Annotated in this window: 11 protein-coding genes and 4 pseudogenes; 2 read left to right on the forward strand and 13 right to left on the reverse strand. The window is 50.0% G+C overall.

Annotation, left to right across the window (positions count from 1 at the left end; all coding sequences use genetic code 11):
* Positions 1-50: 50 nt before the first annotated feature.
* The 12 genes and pseudogenes from DW965_RS07680 to sigK all read right to left on the reverse strand — a co-directional run bounded on the left by DW965_RS07680 (position 51) and on the right by sigK (position 12867).
* On the reverse strand, positions 51-761 hold the full coding sequence (locus DW965_RS07680) for a peptidoglycan recognition protein family protein (protein ID WP_022462190.1): 711 nt from the start codon (positions 759-761) through the stop codon (positions 51-53).
* A gap of 101 nt (positions 762-862) precedes the next feature.
* Positions 863-2319, reverse strand: a pseudogene (gene guaB, locus DW965_RS07685) (IMP dehydrogenase).
* A gap of 69 nt (positions 2320-2388) precedes the next feature.
* Positions 2389-2898 (reverse strand): DUF6106 family protein, encoded by a 510-nt coding sequence (locus tag DW965_RS07690; protein ID WP_055227377.1) that lies wholly within the window; start codon positions 2896-2898, stop codon positions 2389-2391.
* On the reverse strand, positions 2891-3562 hold the full coding sequence (locus DW965_RS07695) for a hypothetical protein (RefSeq protein WP_022462187.1): 672 nt from the start codon (positions 3560-3562) through the stop codon (positions 2891-2893). The genes DW965_RS07690 and DW965_RS07695 overlap by 8 nt, the downstream gene beginning before the upstream one ends.
* 268 nt (positions 3563-3830) lie before the next feature.
* Positions 3831-5456 carry a chaperonin GroEL gene (gene groL / locus DW965_RS07700; RefSeq protein ID WP_118600781.1) on the reverse strand — a complete coding sequence of 542 codons (1626 nt, stop codon included), beginning with the start codon at positions 5454-5456 and terminating at the stop codon, positions 3831-3833.
* Positions 5457-5492: 36 nt separating this feature from the next.
* Positions 5493-5777: a co-chaperone GroES gene (gene groES, locus DW965_RS07705; RefSeq protein WP_022462185.1), complete on the reverse strand. Its 285-nt coding sequence runs from the start codon at positions 5775-5777 to the stop codon at positions 5493-5495.
* 346 nt (positions 5778-6123) lie between these two features.
* Positions 6124-6944: pseudogene (codY, locus tag DW965_RS07710) on the reverse strand (GTP-sensing pleiotropic transcriptional regulator CodY).
* Positions 6945-7203: 259 nt separating this feature from the next.
* Positions 7204-9284, reverse strand: a pseudogene (gene topA, locus DW965_RS07715) (type I DNA topoisomerase).
* A 367-nt stretch (positions 9285-9651) separates the two neighbouring features.
* On the reverse strand, positions 9652-10521 hold the full coding sequence (dprA, locus tag DW965_RS07720; protein WP_022462182.1) for a DNA-processing protein DprA: 870 nt from the start codon (positions 10519-10521) through the stop codon (positions 9652-9654).
* Positions 10522-10524: 3 nt separating this feature from the next.
* The gene (locus DW965_RS07725; protein ID WP_330421011.1) at positions 10525-11934 is read right to left on the reverse strand and encodes a YifB family Mg chelatase-like AAA ATPase; all 1410 of its coding nucleotides are present in this window, start codon (positions 11932-11934) and stop codon (positions 10525-10527) included.
* A complete protein-coding gene (locus DW965_RS21120) occupies positions 11924-12046 on the reverse strand; it encodes a hypothetical protein (protein ID WP_330415163.1) in 123 nt (40 codons plus the stop codon). Before DW965_RS21120 ends, DW965_RS07725 begins: the two co-directional genes overlap by 11 nt.
* Before the next feature lie 195 nt (positions 12047-12241).
* Positions 12242-12867 (reverse strand): annotated as a pseudogene (gene sigK / locus DW965_RS07730) (RNA polymerase sporulation sigma factor SigK).
* Between the two features lie 136 nt (positions 12868-13003).
* Here sigK and DW965_RS07735 point away from each other — a divergent pair.
* Positions 13004-15055 (forward strand): HelD family protein, encoded by a 2052-nt coding sequence (locus DW965_RS07735; RefSeq protein ID WP_119198211.1) that lies wholly within the window; start codon positions 13004-13006, stop codon positions 15053-15055.
* Positions 15056-15113: 58 nt separating this feature from the next.
* On the opposite strand, the gene DW965_RS07740 is transcribed toward DW965_RS07735, so the two are convergent.
* Positions 15114-16655 (reverse strand): alpha-amylase family glycosyl hydrolase, encoded by a 1542-nt coding sequence (locus DW965_RS07740; protein ID WP_119198212.1) that lies wholly within the window; start codon positions 16653-16655, stop codon positions 15114-15116.
* 350 nt (positions 16656-17005) lie between these two features.
* Here DW965_RS07740 and DW965_RS07745 point away from each other — a divergent pair, with 350 nt between their 5' ends.
* Positions 17006-17881, forward strand: a complete 876-nt coding sequence (locus DW965_RS07745) for an AraC family transcriptional regulator (protein WP_158576293.1) — start codon at positions 17006-17008, stop codon at positions 17879-17881.
* Positions 17882-17935 lie beyond the last annotated feature (54 nt).

Here is a 17935-nt window from a genome sequence, read left to right on the forward strand (position 1 = left end):
GAAACTGATTTTCCCAACGGGGATTTTTTCATTTTTCTTAAAAACAGCTCTTAGGAAAGTGAATCCGCATACGCCTGAATATCTGCCTTCATCTGAATCCAGGCATCCTCATGCTCCACGTAGTACAGAGGGCAGAGCTTTTCGGTTACATCATAGTGACGGATCACATCGTCCGAAGTCAGATTGAACCGCTTGCATAAGAAACCGGCGAGCTGGACCACAGAATTGTATGTCTCATCGGTAAATTCACCGCTGTCATCCGGGTGGCAGCATTCAATCGAGATCGTATCGAAATTACGCTGGTTCGATGCATACGACCATTCACTCGTCGGGATACACTGAACGACTTCTCCCTCGATGCCGACGACGAAATGGCTGCTGGCCTGCGCCTCCTGCGTCTCAGGCAGGTTTTCAAAGTAATCACGGTTCTGCATCGCCGTGCTTCCCGGGTTTGCCGTGTAGTGAATAACGATGCCGTCCACCTTTTTCAGCCTCGTCTGCGGTCTGGACCAGCTGTTCGGCGTCAGAAGCTCCACATCAATCGGCGGAGCGCCGGTCCAGTCGGTGATATCGTTGTCCTCATAATCAGAACCGGAATAGTCAACGGCCGTGATATCACTTGCCGTTTTTGCCACACGGCGGATGCCGCTGTAAATGCCGACGCAGATCAGCACCACCAGAACTCCCGTCAGAAACATTCTGCGGTGAAGCTGGCGCTGCCTCTGTTTTCTTGTCATTTTTCCCCGTCTCTTCTGTGCCATATGTTCTCTCCCCGCTGCAAATAAGCGCCCCCTCATTTGAAAAGGCAGAAGCTGAAAAGTTTCTGCCCTTTCCCCCTTCTGCCTTTTGCGACTTTTTATTCTTATTTATCGTCCACGCTGTAGTTCGGAGCCTCTTTGGTGATGTGAATATCATGCGGATGGGACTCTTTTAAGGATGCTGCGGAAATCTTCACAAATTTTCCGGTCTCCTTTAAGGTCTCAACATCTTTCGCTCCGCAGTAGCCCATACCGGAACGAAGTCCGCCGATCAGCTGGAATACAGTGTCCTCTACGAGGCCTTTGTATGCTACACGGCCTTCCACACCTTCCGGAACCAGTTTCTTGGCGCCGGTCTGGAAGTAACGGTCTTTACTTCCGTTCTCCATCGCTGCGATGGATCCCATTCCACGGTATACTTTGTATTTTCTTCCCTGGAACAGTTCGAAATCTCCCGGGCTCTCATCGCATCCTGCGAAGATGCTTCCCATCATGCAGACATTGGCACCGGCTGCGATTGCTTTTGTCATATCTCCGGAGTACTTGATACCTCCATCGGCGATGATCGGAGTTCCGGTCTTCTTTGCTTCCTCATAGCAGTCCATAACGGCTGTGACCTGCGGTACACCGATACCTGCAACGACACGGGTCGTACAGATAGAACCAGGTCCGATACCGACTTTAACAGCGTCTGCTCCGGCTGCGATCAGGTCTCTTGTTGCCTCTGCGGTTGCCACGTTTCCGGCGATTACCTGCAGATCCGGATAATGCTCTTTGATGAGACGAAGTGTTTTGAAGATATTTGCGGAATGTCCGTGAGCGGAGTCGATGACGATCACGTCTACGTGTGCTTTTACCAGCGCATCGACACGATCGAGCACGTTTGCCGTGATGCCGACTGCGGCACCGCAGAGCAGACGTCCCTGCTCATCCTTGGCGGACAATGGGTACTTGATGGTTTTCTCGATATCTTTGATGGTGATCAGACCTTTGAGGTTGAAATCGTCATCGACAATCGGAAGTTTTTCTTTTCTGGATTTTGCAAGGATTGCTTTTGCCTCGTCCAGCGTAACGCCTACTTTTGCAGTGATCAGGTTTTCGCTGGTCATGGACTCTTTGATTTTCTTGGTGAAATCAGTTTCAAACTTCAGATCACGGTTTGTAATAATACCAACCAGTTTTCCGTTCTCGGTAATCGGGACACCGGAAATACGGAATTTTGCCATCAGATTATTGGCATCTTCCAGGGTGTGCTCCGGAGACAGATAGAACGGATCGGTGATAACACCGTTCTCAGAACGTTTTACTTTGTCTACTTCTTCTGCCTGCTGCTCAATCGACATATTCTTGTGAATAATACCGATTCCTCCCTGACGTGCCATGCAATTGCCATACGGTGTTCTGTAACCGTATCCATGCCGGCGCTCATCATCGGGATGTTCAGCTTGATCTTCTTGGTCAGATGCGTAGTCAGATCTACCATGTTTGGGGTTACTTCAGAATACTGCGGAACCAGAAGCACATCATCGAAGGTAATACCATCACCAATAATTGTACCCATTTTCATTTCTTCCTTTCTTCTTAAGTCTTTTTGATTTATCACCTAATTTAACATAAAACAAAAAAGCTGTCAATCCATAAATACTTTTCTTGGTGCACGGTTGCGGATATCTTTTAACATCACTTCGTCCGGCTCGAAGATCACCATCTGCATGGCATTGTCCTTGGAGATGACGAATGCGTACGGTTTGTGGCCCTGTCCTTCGATGCCGGAGGAATAGTTGTAACGTTTGATACTCTGGTTGTTTTTGTAGGAATCAAGCTGATGGGACTGGTACGGAGCCAGGATTTCCATGTTGGAAAGTTCATAGCTTGCGGCTCTTTTTCTTCTTGACTGCGAATAGATACGGTCGATATCGAGCTCGCCGTTGACGTACAGATACTCAAACTCTACCGAAAGCTTCGGGATAAAAATATAGTCTACGATTCCAAGTACCAGCGCAAGAAGCAGAATCAGCGGATTCATCATAATTCCTGCGGCTGCAAAAAGAACGGTAAAGAAGATCAGAACTCCTTTGATCGCCTTGTCTTTTCCTGTCTGCTGTTTTTTCACCAGCACTTCTGTGTACAGATCACTCATTTACTCCATCCTCCTCAAGATATTCGATCAGTTTTGCTGCATTGTCCGTGTTCTTGGAGTTGACCACAACGGTCAGGTAACACGGCTCATAGTACGTAAGGCCCATATCCTGGTATTTCTTCAGCTTGGAAATATCGAGGCAGGTATCTCCCGCCTTTATCCCGTACTTCTCACACGTCGCTTCGTCAAACAGTGTGGACAGATCCAGAAAATAATCGTCTTTGCTGTAGTTGTCGTACACGGCCTGTGAACAGATCAGAACATCCATGCTCTGTGCGGCAATCACGGCTGTGAATTTCATCAGCGTGTTGTAATCCGCGTTTTCCAGGTTTTCACCGAAGCTGTAGCTCGTATCGATGCTTACCTTTTCGTACTTATCTCCGGTTCCGAGCGCTTCTTTTAGGTCCTCCTCGATCGGACTTACATCCTGCAGTCCTGCGTAATCCACTACGGCAATGCTCACGAGGTCATAATACTTCGCATTTTCATGGATATTCACAATCGTGCCGATGATGAAGATAACAGCGATGATGCCGAAAATGACAGCCTTGTAGTATTCCCAGATATAGGCCAGTTTCTCTTTAAAATTCATTTTCGACAGCTTCTCTTTTTCGAGCTGCATCTTCTCCTTCCTTGTCATGTCGGATTCATAACGACTTGCCATGTGTGTTTCTTCTCCTTTGTTGTATTTCCCCCAACATCCTACAAATCAGTATAGCATAAAACGCCGGAAGCGTCCATATACGCCGCCCGGCGAAAGCATGAAAACTTTCTGAAATTTTTTGTAACGATTCAGAGCCATGCGAAATGGAAGAAAAACTTTCCACTAAAAAACCGGCCGGCAAAGACAGGACTTCGGAACCCATGTTCCGCTACGGTCTTTGCCAGCCGGTTTTCTTATTTTGTTTTACCAGACATTTTTATCCCGGAAATTACATCATTCCCATTCCACCGTCTGCGCCTGCCGGCATAGCCGGAGCCGGCTCTTTGATGGTTGAAACAACGGATTCTGTGGTCAGCAGGGTTGCGGAAACGCTGGTAGCGTTCTGCAGTGCGCTTCTGGTAACCTTAACCGGATCAAGGATACCAGCCTGGATCATGTCTACATACTCTTCGTTGTATGCATCAAATCCAACACCTACTTTGGACTCTTTTACTTTGTTGATCACAACAGCGCCTTCCAGACCTGCGTTTGTTACGATGTGGAACAGAGGAGCCTCGAGTGCTTTCTGTACGATTCTTGCACCGATCTTCTCGTCGCCGTCCAGGCTGTCAATCAGCTCTGTAAGCTGTGTTGTTACATGGATGTATGCAGAACCGCCGCCTGCGATGATACCCTCTTCTACGGCTGCTCTCGTTGCATTTAAAGCATCCTCCATACGGAGTTTTTCTTCTTTCATCTCGGTCTCGGTTGCTGCACCTACACGGATAACAGCTACGCCGCCTGCCATTTTTGCCAGTCTCTCCTGCAGTTTCTCTTTATCGAACTCAGAAGTGGTCTCCTCGATCTGGGATCTGATCTGGCCGATTCTTGCTGCGATGGCATCTTTTGCGCCGGCACCGTCAACGATAACGGTGTTCTCTTTCTGAACTTTAACAGATTTTGCACGTCCGAGCATTTCCAGAGTAGCGTCTTTTAATTCCAGACCAACTTCCTCGGAGATCACCTGGCCGCCGGTCAGGATTGCGATATCCTCGAGCATTGCTTTTCTTCTGTCGCCGTATCCCGGTGCTTTGACAGCTACTACGTTGAAGGTTCCGCGCAGTTTGTTGATCACGAGTGTCTGGAGAGCCTCGCCCTCTACGTCCTCAGCGATGATCAGCAGTCTTGCGCCGCTCTGTACGATCTGCTCCAGCAGCGGAAGAACTTCCTGAATGTTGGACAGTTTCTTATCGGTAATCAGGATATATGGATTGTCGAGAACGGCTTCCATTTTCTCCATATCGGTGCACATATAAGCGGAGATATATCCACGGTCGAACTGCATACCTTCTACCAGCTCCAGCTCGTTCTGCATGGTCTTGGACTCCTCGATGGTGATAACGCCGTCTTTGGAAACTTTTTCCATAGCGTCAGCTACCATCTGGCCTACTTCTTCGCTTCCGGAAGAAACAGCTGCAACTTTTGCAATCTGCTCTTTGCCTGCTACCGGCTGGCTCATCTCTGCAAGGATCTGAACAGCTTTATCGGTTGCTTTCTTCATTCCCTTACGAAGAACGATCGGGTTCGCACCTGCTGCCAGGTTTTTCATTCCTTCGTTTACCATAGCCTGTGCCAGAACGGTTGCGGTTGTGGTGCCATCACCTGCTACGTCGTTGGTCTTTGCAGCAACTTCTTTGATGAGCTGTGCGCCCATGTTTTCAAAGCCGTCTGCCAGCTCGATCTCTTTTGCAATCGTAACACCATCGTTTGTGATGAGCGGAGCGCCGTACTGTTTGTCCAGAACAACGTTTCTTCCTTTCGGTCCAAGGGTTACACGTACGGTATCTGCAAGCTGGTTTACACCATTCTGAAGAGCGTTTCTTGCCTCTGCTCCATATTTAATCTCTTTTGCCATGATTGTCATGCCTCCTGATTTTTACTTGATTATTCTTTATTTTACAACTGCCAGAATGTCATCCTGTTTTACGATGATGTACTCTTCGTCTTCCAGTTTGACGTTGGTTCCTGCATATTTGGAATAGATTACCTGATCTCCGACTGCAACTTCCATTTTTACTTCTTTGCCGTCTTCTACTTTTCCAGGTCCTACTGCGATAACCTCAGCCTGCTGCGGTTTCTCCTGTGCCTGTCCCGGAAGTACGATACCGGATTTTGTGGTTTCCTCTGCTTTTAACTCTTTTAATACAACTCTGTCACCTAAAGGTACTAACTTCATTTATGTTTCCTCCTTCAAGATTTCATTCAGTTTTATTTATTAGCACTCAGTTCATTCGAGTGCTACTTGATGGTTCTTACTATAGTGTTTTCCACCTCATTTCGCAAATGCATGAATTTTGTAATTCTCTTTTTTTCTCTCGTGATAGCTCTTAATTTCTCTTATTTCCTCGTTTTTTCTTATTTTGGCAATTTTTTCATATTTTATACTCTCTTTAGAATCTAATTATAGTTTATTCCTAAAAACGGGAATGATACCATTTTTTCCGCTCCCCGAATGCTTTTTTGCACAAAAAGAAACGGCGCCATTCTTAAACGGCTCCGATTCTTTTCTACATTCCACTTTTTTATTTTTTCGCCTCGTCCGGATGGGCATCGCCCTTTCCTTTCAGGTTCTTTCTTGCTTTGATCTCGTCGAGTTCATCAAAGATATAATCATTTAATACCTTGATATACGTTCCCTTCATACCGCTGGAACGGGACTCGATGACGCCTGCGCTCTCGAATTTGCGGAGGGCATTTACGATGACGGATCTTGTGATGCCGACGCGGTCTGCAATTTTGCTTGCAACCAGAATGCCCTCATCCCCGTTCAGTTCATCAAAGATATGGATGATGGCTTCCAGTTCGGAGAAGGACAGCGTGTTGAATGCGGATTTAACCACCTGACCTTACGGTTTTCCTCCACATTTTCCTCGTTGACGGAACGCATCATTTCCAGTCCGACAACGGTTGTGCCGTACTCACTGACGATGATATCGTCGATATCGTACTGCGGGGTGCAGCGGTACATAAATACGGTACCAAGGCGTTCTCCGGCGATCTCGATCGGGCAGATAATTGCGGTGTAGCGCTCTACACCAGGCCGCTCAAAGCCGAGGGTCTGTAAATTGACGTTCTCTTTTGTGGAGAGTACGCCGAGGAGACGCTCGTTTAATGCGGCATCGACATAACCGCCCACCTTATCCTCGATCAGCTCTGTAATTTCTTCCACGCCCGGGCAAAGGCTGATGCCCAGCACTTTTCCTTTTTTACTGATCACCAGGATATTGGAACTTAACGTTTCCATCAGGACTTCACAGATATCGTTGAACACGACCTTCGTGGAGTGATTGTTATGAAGCAGTTTGTTGATTTTTCTGGTTTTATCCAGCAGTTGTACGCTCATGTTCTTCTCCTTTCTTTATTTTCTGCATTTTTTTGGCGTATCCGCCGAAAAAAATGCACACTGATGCCTTTTTCAGACAACCCTTAAAACTAAGCTCATTCTATCATGTAGTTTTCCGGAAATCAATATATTTTTCAGAAAACTATAAATTTTATAAAAATTCATGCTAAATTTTTTCGGATCTTCCTGTTTTTCCGCCGCGATAAGCAAAAAAACGGCCTGCACCAGTTTTTCACCAGTACAGACCGCTTTGTCATTCTCAGTCTTCGTCTTTCTTTTCGCGTGCTTCTACATAGCCGCACTGCTCGTCCGCGCAGACCAGCTTATTGCCTTTTTCCAGCATATAGCCGCCGCACTGCGGGCATTTCTTGGCAGACGGTTTCTGCCAGGACATGAAATCGCATTCCGGATTGTTTTCGCATCCATAATATTTCCGTCCTTTTTTCGTCTTGCGCAGGATCACTTCTTTTCCGCACTTCGGACACGGAACACCGATCTTTTCCAGATACGGCTTCGTGTTCTTGCAGTCCGGGAATCCCGGGCAGGCGAGGAATTTTCCGTGCGGGCCGTATTTGACCACCATGTTGCGGCCGCAGTTCTCGCAGATGACATCCGTCACCTCATCCTCTACCTTAACTTCTTCGAGGTTCTTTTCTGCCTCTGTGACCGCCTCATAGAGATCCGGCCAGAAGTTCTCGACTACTGTCTTCCACGGAACACTTCCATCTCCAACCCTGTCGAGCAGAGCTCCATCGTTGCCGTAAAGTTGACATCCACGATGCTCGGGAATGCCTCTTTCATCATGTTGTTGACCACCTCGCCGAGCTCTGTCATGTAAAGGTTCTTGTTCTCCTTTGCCACGTAACGGCGGTTGATGATCGTTGTGATGGTCGGCGCATACGTACTTGGACGGCCGATGCCGAGTTCCTCAAGCATTTTGACAAGGGATGCCTCGGTGTAGTGTGCCGGCGGCTGTGTGAAGTGCTGCTGCGGATCCATCTTTTCCAGTGCCAGCTCCGTTCCTGCCTCCAGACTCCGGACAGCGGCGTTTTTCTCTTTCTTTTCCTCATCCGGATCGGTGTAAACGGACATGAAACCATCAAATGCCAGACGGGAGGAAGCTGCTGTAAAGAGATACTCTCCTGCATTGATCCGTGCGGAAATTGTCTCATAGACGGCCGGCTGCATGCGGCTTGCCACAAAGCGTTTCCAGATCAGCTGATACAGGCGGAACAGATCTCTTGGCAGGGATTCTTTTACCATTACCGGTGTATTCGTCACATCGGTCGGACGGATGGCCTCGTGCGCATCCTGTGCCTTGCTGTTTTTATTCTCCGTCGTGTCCCCGCTTGCGGTATATTTTGTGCCGTACTGCTCCTGGATAAAGGAACGTGCTGCCGCATCGGCCTCCTCGCTGATTCGTGTAGAATCGGTACGCAGATAGGAAATCAGAGCGATCGTTCCCTTTCCTTTTACTTCCACGCCCTCGTAGAGCTGCTGCGCCAGACGCATCGTCTTCTGCGTGGAGAAGTTCAGCACCTTCGATGCTTCCTGCTGCAGGGTACTCGTGGTGAACGGAAGCGGCGCTTTCTTGGAACGCTCTCCTTTTTTCACTTCGGATACGGTAAAGGTCTCATTTTCCAGTCCCTTTAAGATTTCATCGAGCTGCTCTTTCGTCTCGATCGCCATCTTTTCACTGCCTTTTCCGTGGAATTTTGCGACGAGCGGTTTCTTCTCGCCTGGAATTTTCAGATCTGCTTCCAGTGTCCAGTATTCTTTCGGAATGAACGCATTGATCTCATCCTCGCGGTCGCCGATGATGCGCAGTGCAACGGACTGCACACGGCCGGCGGAAAGTCCGCGTTTGATTTTCTTCCATAACAATGGGCTGATTTCATAACCTACCATACGGTCGAGGCAGCGGCGCGCCTGCTGCTCGTCCACCAGGTTCATATCGATGTCGCGTGCCTGTTTGATCGACGCTTTGACTGCTGATTTTGTGATCTCGTTGAAGGTGATGCGGCGCATCTTGTTCTCATCGAGATTCAGCGCAATCGACAGATGCCAGGAAATTGCCTCTCCCTCGCGGTCAGGGTCAGTTGCGAGATAAACTTTATCTGCTTTTTTTGCGGCTTTTCGAAGAGATGCCAGAAGCTCTCCTTTTCCGCGGATGGTGATATATTTTGGTTCAAAGTCATGTTCTACATCAATTCCAAGCCGGCTTTTCGGCAGATCGCGCACATGGCCCATAGATGCTGCAACTTCGTAATTTGCCCCGAGATACTTTTTCACCGTCTTGACTTTTGCCGGTGATTCCACTATTACAAGATATTTTGCCACCTCTGATGCCTCCTGAATACATATTTTTATAACTGTCCAGATCTATATTGCGTTTTTCATATCGCATAGTTCTGCATCATTACAAATTCCAGAATAATTCCTAAATTAGTCGTAACTTCCACTGACTATACACCAAAAAGTTTTTTCTTGCAAGTGTTTTCCATTTTTAAAATGTACCATTTTTCGATGTTTCCCGACAAAATAACAGGATTTTTTCTATTTTTTAACGATTTTTCCTGATTTTTTTCTTTTCTTTTTCCTTTTTCAGACATGCACGCGGCGCAGAAGAGCCCCCTTTTTTCTTTTTCTTCTATTATAATTGTACACCGGGCGGAATATCACAAAACCTTTCTTTTCCTCGTCCCTTTTACGATAACGCCATGTACACGCCCGGCGGATTTTCCGCAATAACGCCGTCAATTTCGAGTGCCAGCAGAATGCCGGTCAGCTCCTGCAGCGGGATTCCGGTGCTGCCGGCAAGCTGTGCAAGATTCTGCGGTTCTGCCGCGAGTGTTTTCAGAACCATTTCCGCCTCTTTTCCATAGCGCGGACGCGGTGCGGCTCTTTTTGTCCCGGCCTTTTTCACGCCCAGCTCCTCGAGAATCGTTTCGGGTGAAATCGCAATTTCCGCTCCCTGCGCGATCAGGCGGTTGCAGCCGCGGCTTGTCGCATCCGTTGTCCGTCCGGGCAGGGCAAATACCGTTTTTCCCTGCTCCAGCGCGTAGTCCGCCGTAATGAGCGAGCCGCTCTTCTCTTTTGCCTCAATTACCAGAACGACATCTGCCAGCGCACTGATCACGCGGTTGCGGATCGGGAAATGCCACGGAAGCGGCTCTGCGCCCGGCGGAAATTCGCTTAAGACACCGCCTCCGTTTTCCAGCATCCGCCGCATCAGCGGGTAATTCTGTTTCGGATAGCAGATATCCACGCCGCAGCCAAGCACGGCAAACGTCTTTCCCTTTCCGCGCAGTGCCCCCTCGTGCGCCGCCGCGTCGATTCCGCACGCCAGTCCGCTGATCACCGCCACGCCGTTTGCCGCCAGCACCTGCGCGAAAAAGGCCGCCTGGCTCTTTCCGTACGCCGTACATATCCGCGCGCCCACAATCGCCGCTGTTTTCTGCTCATCCGCCGGCAGCGCGCCCCGCACGAAAAGGCGGGACGGCATGTCCGCGAACGGCATAAGCCGCTCCGGATAGCCCTCCTGCCCGCGGCCGACTGTAAAAATTTCCATCGCCATACGTCAGATCCTCCATATACTTTTGTCGGCACTCCGAAAGCAGATCGCCTCGCTGATATGCGGCACGCCGATTTTGACCGCCCCGTCCAGATCCGCAATTGTCCGCGCGGTGCGGATAATCCCGTGGTAGGAACGCGCGCTGAGGCGCAGGCGGCGGAAGGCATCCTCTAAAAGCTCTTCCGCTGCCTTTTCCAGGATACAGTATTTCTCGATCTGGCCTGCTTTCAGTTCGCTATTGAAATGAATCGACTCCTGCCGGTAGCGCGCCGCCTGAATTTGCGCCGCTGCCGTCGCTTTTTCCCGCATTCTGGCCGAGGATTCGCACCGCTCCTCGCCGTGCAGATCCTCGTAGGAAAGTGCTTCCACCTGCACGCAGAGATCCATGCGGTCGAGGAACGGCTGGCTGACTCTCGAGAGATACCGGCTGATGTCGCCGGGTGCGCAGGTACAGCGCGATAAGTCGGGGTAAAAGCCGCAGGGGCAGGGGTTCATTGCCGCCACCATCAGAAATGACGCCGGGAACACATAGTTTCCGCTGACACGGGAAATCACAATCCGGTGCTCCTCGAGCGGCTGGCGCAGGATCTCAATGGTTGTGCGCGTCATCTCCGGGAGTTCATCAAGGAAGAGAACACCGCGGTGTGCCAGCGTAATTTCGCCCGGGGACGGCTGTTTTCCGCCGCCTGCAAGAGCCTGCGGCGACATCGTGTGATGCGGAGCACGGAAGGGCCGCTCCCGGCGGACACCCTCTCCTTTGGCAAGCATTCCGGCGATGCTGTAGATCCGCGTTACTTCCATCTGCTCCTCCTCAGACATCGGAGGCATGATCGTCGGAATCCGCCTTGCAATCATGGATTTTCCGCTGCCCGGCGGCCCCAGCATCAGCAGATTGTGAAATCCGGCCGCAGCGATGAGCGCCGCCCGCCGCGCCGCCGTCTGGCCCTGCACTTCGGAAAAGTCCGGCTCTTTTCCGTCCTCCTTCTTTTGATTTTCTATAGACGGAAGCGACGGCATTTTCCCTTCACAGCAGTAATTCAAAAGCTCCTGTAAATTCTGGATTCCAACGACGTGAAGCCCGCCGACCAGACCCCCTTCCGCGGCATTTCCGGCCGGAACAAGAAGCGTTGTGCATCCAAGCTCCCGCGCCTTCGCCGCTGCCGGAAATACACCGCTGATCTCCTGCACATGGCCGTCAAGGCCGAGTTCGCCGAGCACCATCGTTTTCCGGAGTGACCCGGGCGGAATCCGGCCGAGCGTCATCAGAACGCCCGCTGCAATCGGAAGATCGAAACGCGATCCTTCTTTTCGGACGTCCGCCGGGGATAAATTAATCGTAATTCGTTTCGGCGGCAGGGAAATTCCCATGTTTTTGAGGCTGTCCGCACGCGGTCCTGCGCCTCCTTTACCTGGCACTCACGTAGCCGACCATCGTAAACTGCGGCATGCCGTCACTGACATCCGCCTCCACCTGCACCGGAATCATCTCCATGCCCGAGACGGTGGCTGATAATACACTGCAATACAAAGAAAACCTCCTTTTCTTTCAGTAGCAGGTCGTATAGTTCCTATTTATTTTTCATTTTGGGAAAATGTCCGGCAAGAACACCGGGAAGATATTATCTTTGATTTTTGTTCGAAAAAGTAAGGATAAGGAAACCTTTTCTGCACCTGATTTCCTTACCCTTTATTATAGAAGCAGTCCGTTTGAAATGTCAAGCATTTACGAAGCGGCAAACCGTAACCGCAACTTTTCAATTGCATTCTTCTCGATCCGCGACACGTACGAACGGCTGATGCCGAGCCGGGCAGCGACCTGTTTCTGTGTGTATTCTGCTTTTCCGCCAAGGCCGTACCGGAGAAGAAGCACCTGTTTTTCCTGCTCTTTTAATTCCGAATCCAGATAACAGTACAGCCGCACCGCGTCCTCTTTCCGGTTGTACTGTTCCGCGATATCCTCCCCGCCGCCCTCCACGATGTCGAGCAGATGGATCTCATTTCCCTCCTTGTCGGTTCCGATCGCTCGTAGAGGGAAATCTCCCGTGCCGTTTTCTTTTTGCTCCGAAGATACATCAGCAGCTCATTATCAATACAGCGGGCGGCGTATGCGGCCAGCCGGTTTCCTTTTTTCGAATCATATGTCATCACCGCCTTGATGAGGCCGATCGTTCCAATGGAAATCAGATCGTCGAGATCATCGGGCAGGCCCTGATACTTTTTCACAACGTGCGCGACCAGGCGCAGATTCCGCTCGACCAGAATGTCTCTGGCTTTTGTATCGCCCCTCTGATACGCATCCAGACAGCTTTTTTCTTCCTGTGCAGACAGTGGTTTTAAAAAGGGTTCCAAGAAAAGCGGCACCTCAAAGGGGATTTTTCTTTATTTTATGTTTGAATTGCAGGAAACGTGCCTGTCTGCTATACTGATAAGATCAGCCGGGTTTTCCGGCACTCGACATTATATTTTTAAGAGGAGGTTTCCTTTTATGACAGACCAGAAAAACGGACAGGAATATCTTTCTTTTGTGCTGGAAAAGCTGCAGGCGCGTCTTGCCGAGATCAGTCAGTCTCTGCTGGACGGACAGAAAGAAATTGAAAATATGCACGATTATTACTGGCAGAACTATACCGAGATGGACCAGTACGGATATGAGGATTACGACAATCAGCAGGCGCTGCTGCATCAGGTGAATGCGAATCAGGAGCAGCTTCTTCTGCGGAGCCGCTTCCGGAAAATGCTGGATTCTCCGTTCTTCGGGCGTGTGGATTTCTGCTATGACGGGGATGATGAGCCGGAAATTTTCTATATCGGCATCGGCAATTTTGCGGAGCGGCCGGGCGAGCTGCCGCTGATTTACGACTGGAGAAGCCCGGTCAGCGGTCTTTTCTACGATTTTGACCGCGGGCCGGCTTCCTATCTGGCTCCGGGCGGCGAGATGACAGGGGAAATCTGTTCCAAGTGGCAGTATAAGATCCGGGATGGAAAGATGATTTACGGATTTGAGAGTGATGTGAAAATTGATGATGATATTTTAAAGGCGGAGCTTGGCAGCAACGGCGAGGTACAGCTGAAGAATATTATCCGCACAATTCAGAAGGAACAGAATGCGATCATCCGCAATACGAAGGACCGGATTCTGGTAATTCAGGGAGCGGCGGGAAGCGGCAAGACATCGGTGGCGCTGCATCGGATTGCCTACCTTTTGTATCATGACAGACAGAATCTGAAGTCTTCGAATATTCTGATTTTATCGCCGAACGGGGTATTTTCGGATTATATTTCACATATTCTGCCGGAGCTCGGTGAGGAGAATATTCAGGAGATGAGTTTTGATCTCTTTGCTTACCGCAAATTACAGGACACGGCGGCGGACTGTGAGGACCGCTGTGATCAGATTGAGCGGGAGATGCGGGATCCAAAAGCCGCAGAACGGTTTGCTTTAAAACAGTCGCAGGCGTTTGTGGACCAGATGGAGGGATTTGCGCTGGAGCTTGAGGACGAGCTGATGAATTTCTCAGACGTTTCGTATAAGTCGTTTGTGAAGTCAGAATCGGAGATTATTACGCTGTTTTATGACAAGTTTGCGGATATTCCGCTGCTCTCGCGGATGGATGCGGTGGCGGAGACGTTTATTGACGAGATCGAGACGCTGCTGAACCGGGATCTGCCGGAGGAGGAGCGGATTCCGCTCATCGAAAAATTCCGGAAGATGTATGAGACGATGGATTTTTATGTTCTCTACAATCGTTTTCTGAAGAAAGAGGGATATCAGACGCTGCCGCGGCGGCCGTTGGAGAAGCGGAAACTGCGGTATGAGGATGTGTATCCGATTCTGTATCTGAAGTACCGCCTGTCGCGGCAGGCGGAGCGGTCGAATATTAAGCATCTGGTGATTGATGAAATGCAGGATTATTCGCTGCTCCAGTATCTGATTATCCGGCGGATGTTTTCCTGTAAGATGACGATTCTCGGCGACCGGGCGCAGACGATGGCGGATCAGCAGCAGGATGTACTGCAGTTTTTACCGGGGATTTTCGGGAAGGATCTGCGGCGGATTGAGATGCGGAAGAGTTACCGGAATACGGTGGAAATTGCGTCGTATGCGGCAAATCTCATTGGCGTGACGGATCTGGAGCTGTTTGAACGGCACGGAATGCCGGTGTTGGAACGGGATGTCACGGATCTTGAGGCGGCTCTGCGGGAGGCAGTGGATACGCTGTTTCCAGATGAGAAAACGTATGAGACGGCGGCGGTGATTGTACCGGATGAGAAGACGGCGGAACGGGCTTATTTAATTTTGCGGGGGATTCTGGCAGAAAAAGATTTTGACTGCGGGAAGCGGCTTTCTTGGCTGAACCGTGACAGCTCCAGTTTTAAGAAAGGACTGACGGTTACCACATTTTATCTGGCGAAAGGGCTGGAGTTTGATCAGGTGTTCTCTATTTTCCCGAAGGACGAGAAACGGGAGATAATGATGCAGGCGCAGTATATTGCAGCGACCAGGGCATTGCATGAGCTGAGAGTGTATCATATTTAAAAACAGGGAGATCCTCCGAAAAAATTCGATTGGATCTCCCTGTCATTTTTATTTTCGATCAGATATGATAGAATCCTGCGGACTGTGCCGGGATGGTGATGGTTCCGTCTTTGGATTCTGCTTTTCCTCCGATCGTGTAGACATCCTTCAGCTCTGCACTGTATGGGAAGGACTGCTCTTTGTCGGATGGGTTGATGATAACGAGGACTTTTTCACCCTCAGCCTCACGGACGTATGCCAGCGGATACTGGTTTTTCTCTGCATAAACGAACTCGATGGTTCCGCGGCTTAAGAGTGCTTTGCTGCTCTGGCGGATCTGGATGAGTTTTTTAACTTCGTGGTACAGGGAATCCGGATCGGCCATCTGTGCTTTGGCGGTCGGACGGTCTTTGCCCGGGTCCATGGTGATGTAGAGGTCACTGGCCGGTGCGCTGGAGAATCCTGCGTTGGTGCTGTCATCCCACTGCATCGGAGAACGGGAACCGGTGCGGTTGTATCCGCCCTCAACGGATTTCAGGCCTTCGACGTAGCGCATACCGATTTCATCACCGTAGTAGATGAACGGCGCACCTGGCATGGAAAGAAGGAAAGCGAAAGCAATTTTCAGCTCATCCCCCTGCAGACGGCGTGCCAGACGGTCCATATCATGGTTTCCGGACGGGATGCAGATCAGGCCTTTCTGTGCGGTCTTATTGTAGTTGGTTTTGTAGGTCTCTACAAACTCAGAGATATCTCCTTTTCCGCGTTTGGAGAAGAATGGCTCATCGCAGCGGAACAGATCGTTGTAATGGGACGGTCCAAAGTGAAGCAGGAAGTCCATGTGGAAGCCGCCCTGTAAGGATTTGTCCGGCTCGCCCCACTCGGATACCATGGCTGCATCCGGGAACTCGGCGTCGAGAAATTTCCGTACCTGCTGCCACAGGCGGATGGTTCCTTTGCCTTCCTGATCGTTCTTTACCAGGGAGCCCGCCATATCGACACGGAAGCCGTCGCAGCCCATGTTCAGCCAGAATCTCATGACATCTTCCATCGCTGCCAGCGTTGCCTGCGGTCCCTCATCATCAAAGGACTGCTGCCACGGTTTTTCCGGATCCGGCTGATAAAAGCCATAGTTCAGGGCCGGCTGGTTGGAGAAGAAGTTGATGGCGCAGGCGCCGTCACGCTCGGAAATGCCGCGCAGGCTTCCCATTCCTTCCGGTGCTTCCCATACGTTATTGGTCCATACGTAGCGGTCTGTAAATTCATTGCGGTCTGCTTTCATGGATTCTTTGAACCATGGATGCTCAACAGATGTATGGCCCGGAACCAGGTCGAGCAGAACGTGCATGTCACGTTTGTGTGCCTCTTCGAAAACTCTCTTCAGATCCTCATTCGTTCCGTAGCGCGGTGCAACGCGGCAGTAATCTGCGACATCGTATCCTGCATCACCGAATGGGGACAGGAAGCACGGGTTGATCCAGATGGCGTTGCAGCCCAGCTCCTTGATGTAGTCTAATTTTTCAATGATACCCTGGAAATCTCCGATTCCGTCGGCGTTGGTGTCGTTGAAGGACTGCGGGTAAATCTCATAAAATACTGCGTTATCTAACCATTTTGACATTTTTTCTTTCCCTCTTTCGCTCTTATTTCTGCTGTATTTTCGTCGTTGCAGCAAGTGTTTCTATATGATATATTACTACTGTATCCGCTGAAATACCAGTAATTTCCTATTTCATTCTAATACTATTCTATGATTTTAGTTACAGTTCACTGGTACCCAGCGAACTGTAACCTTCGCAACCCTCATTTAAAGTTTTGCTTCGCAAAAGGAGGGCTGCTCACACCTGAATCACTTTCTTACGCAGCGAAACAGCAAGTGTTTCACTGCTGAGTGAACATTAACTGATTTTATCCATGCCACGCTCTGCCATTCCCGGCATTTTACGGACATGCTTTTTGGAGGAGGATTTTATGATGCTTTCTGCTGCGAAAGAAAAACGCCAGCACGGCTCCATGCAGGTTCCCTACAGTTATTATGACTGCCGGATGCCCGACTATTTTCCCGGCGTACCGCTGCACTGGCACGGGGAGATGGAGCTGAATTATATCAAACGCGGAACGGGGTATTTTCAGTATGAGGACCGTCTGCTTACGGCGCATGCCGGTGATATTTTTCTGATTCAGCCGAACCTCGTACATGCCATTCTGCCCGCCGAGCAGGAGTCGATGTTTTATGATACGATTGTTTTCCACCAGAATATGCTGATCGGCGGGTATGACGACCGCAGCTACACGGAAATTCTGCAGCCGTTTTTCTCCGCCCGGCGCCGCATCCAGGCACCGATTTCACCCGAACATTCCGGTTATGCTGCACTTTCTGCATCCGTCCATCAGATTTTCCGCTGCATCCGTGAAAACTCTGCTGTCTCCGATCTTCTGCTGAAAAGTGAGCTGCTCCGCTTCTTCTATCTGCTCGCCGCATCGCCGGAACTCTGCACCGATCGTCCCGCCATGCCTGCGGCTGCTGAAAACCTGCGGCCTGTGCTCGCCTATATCCAGGAGCACTTCGCCGACCCGATTACCATAGAGGAACTTGCCAGGCTGTCGCATTTGAGCAAAAGCTATTTTATGAGCTGTTTTAAGCAGACCTTCGGACTCGGGGCCGTTGAATATCTGACACAGCTTCGGATCAAAGCCGCCTGCGAGGCGCTGCGCAGTACGACGCGGAGTGTGTCCGAAATCGCGTACGACAATGGTTTCCGCAACCTTTCCAACTTCAACCGGCAGTTCCGAAACAAAGTGGGATGTACGCCGCAGATGTATCGGAAGGAATTTCAAAATCCGTAAATTCAAAAAGGGATGCATCAAAATATGCATCCCGAAAATCTATCTCTGATCCTA

Origin of the sequence: Blautia sp. AM47-4 (assembly GCF_003479865.1) — a bacterium.
Lineage (GTDB): Bacteria > Bacillota > Clostridia > Lachnospirales > Lachnospiraceae > Fusicatenibacter > Fusicatenibacter saccharivorans.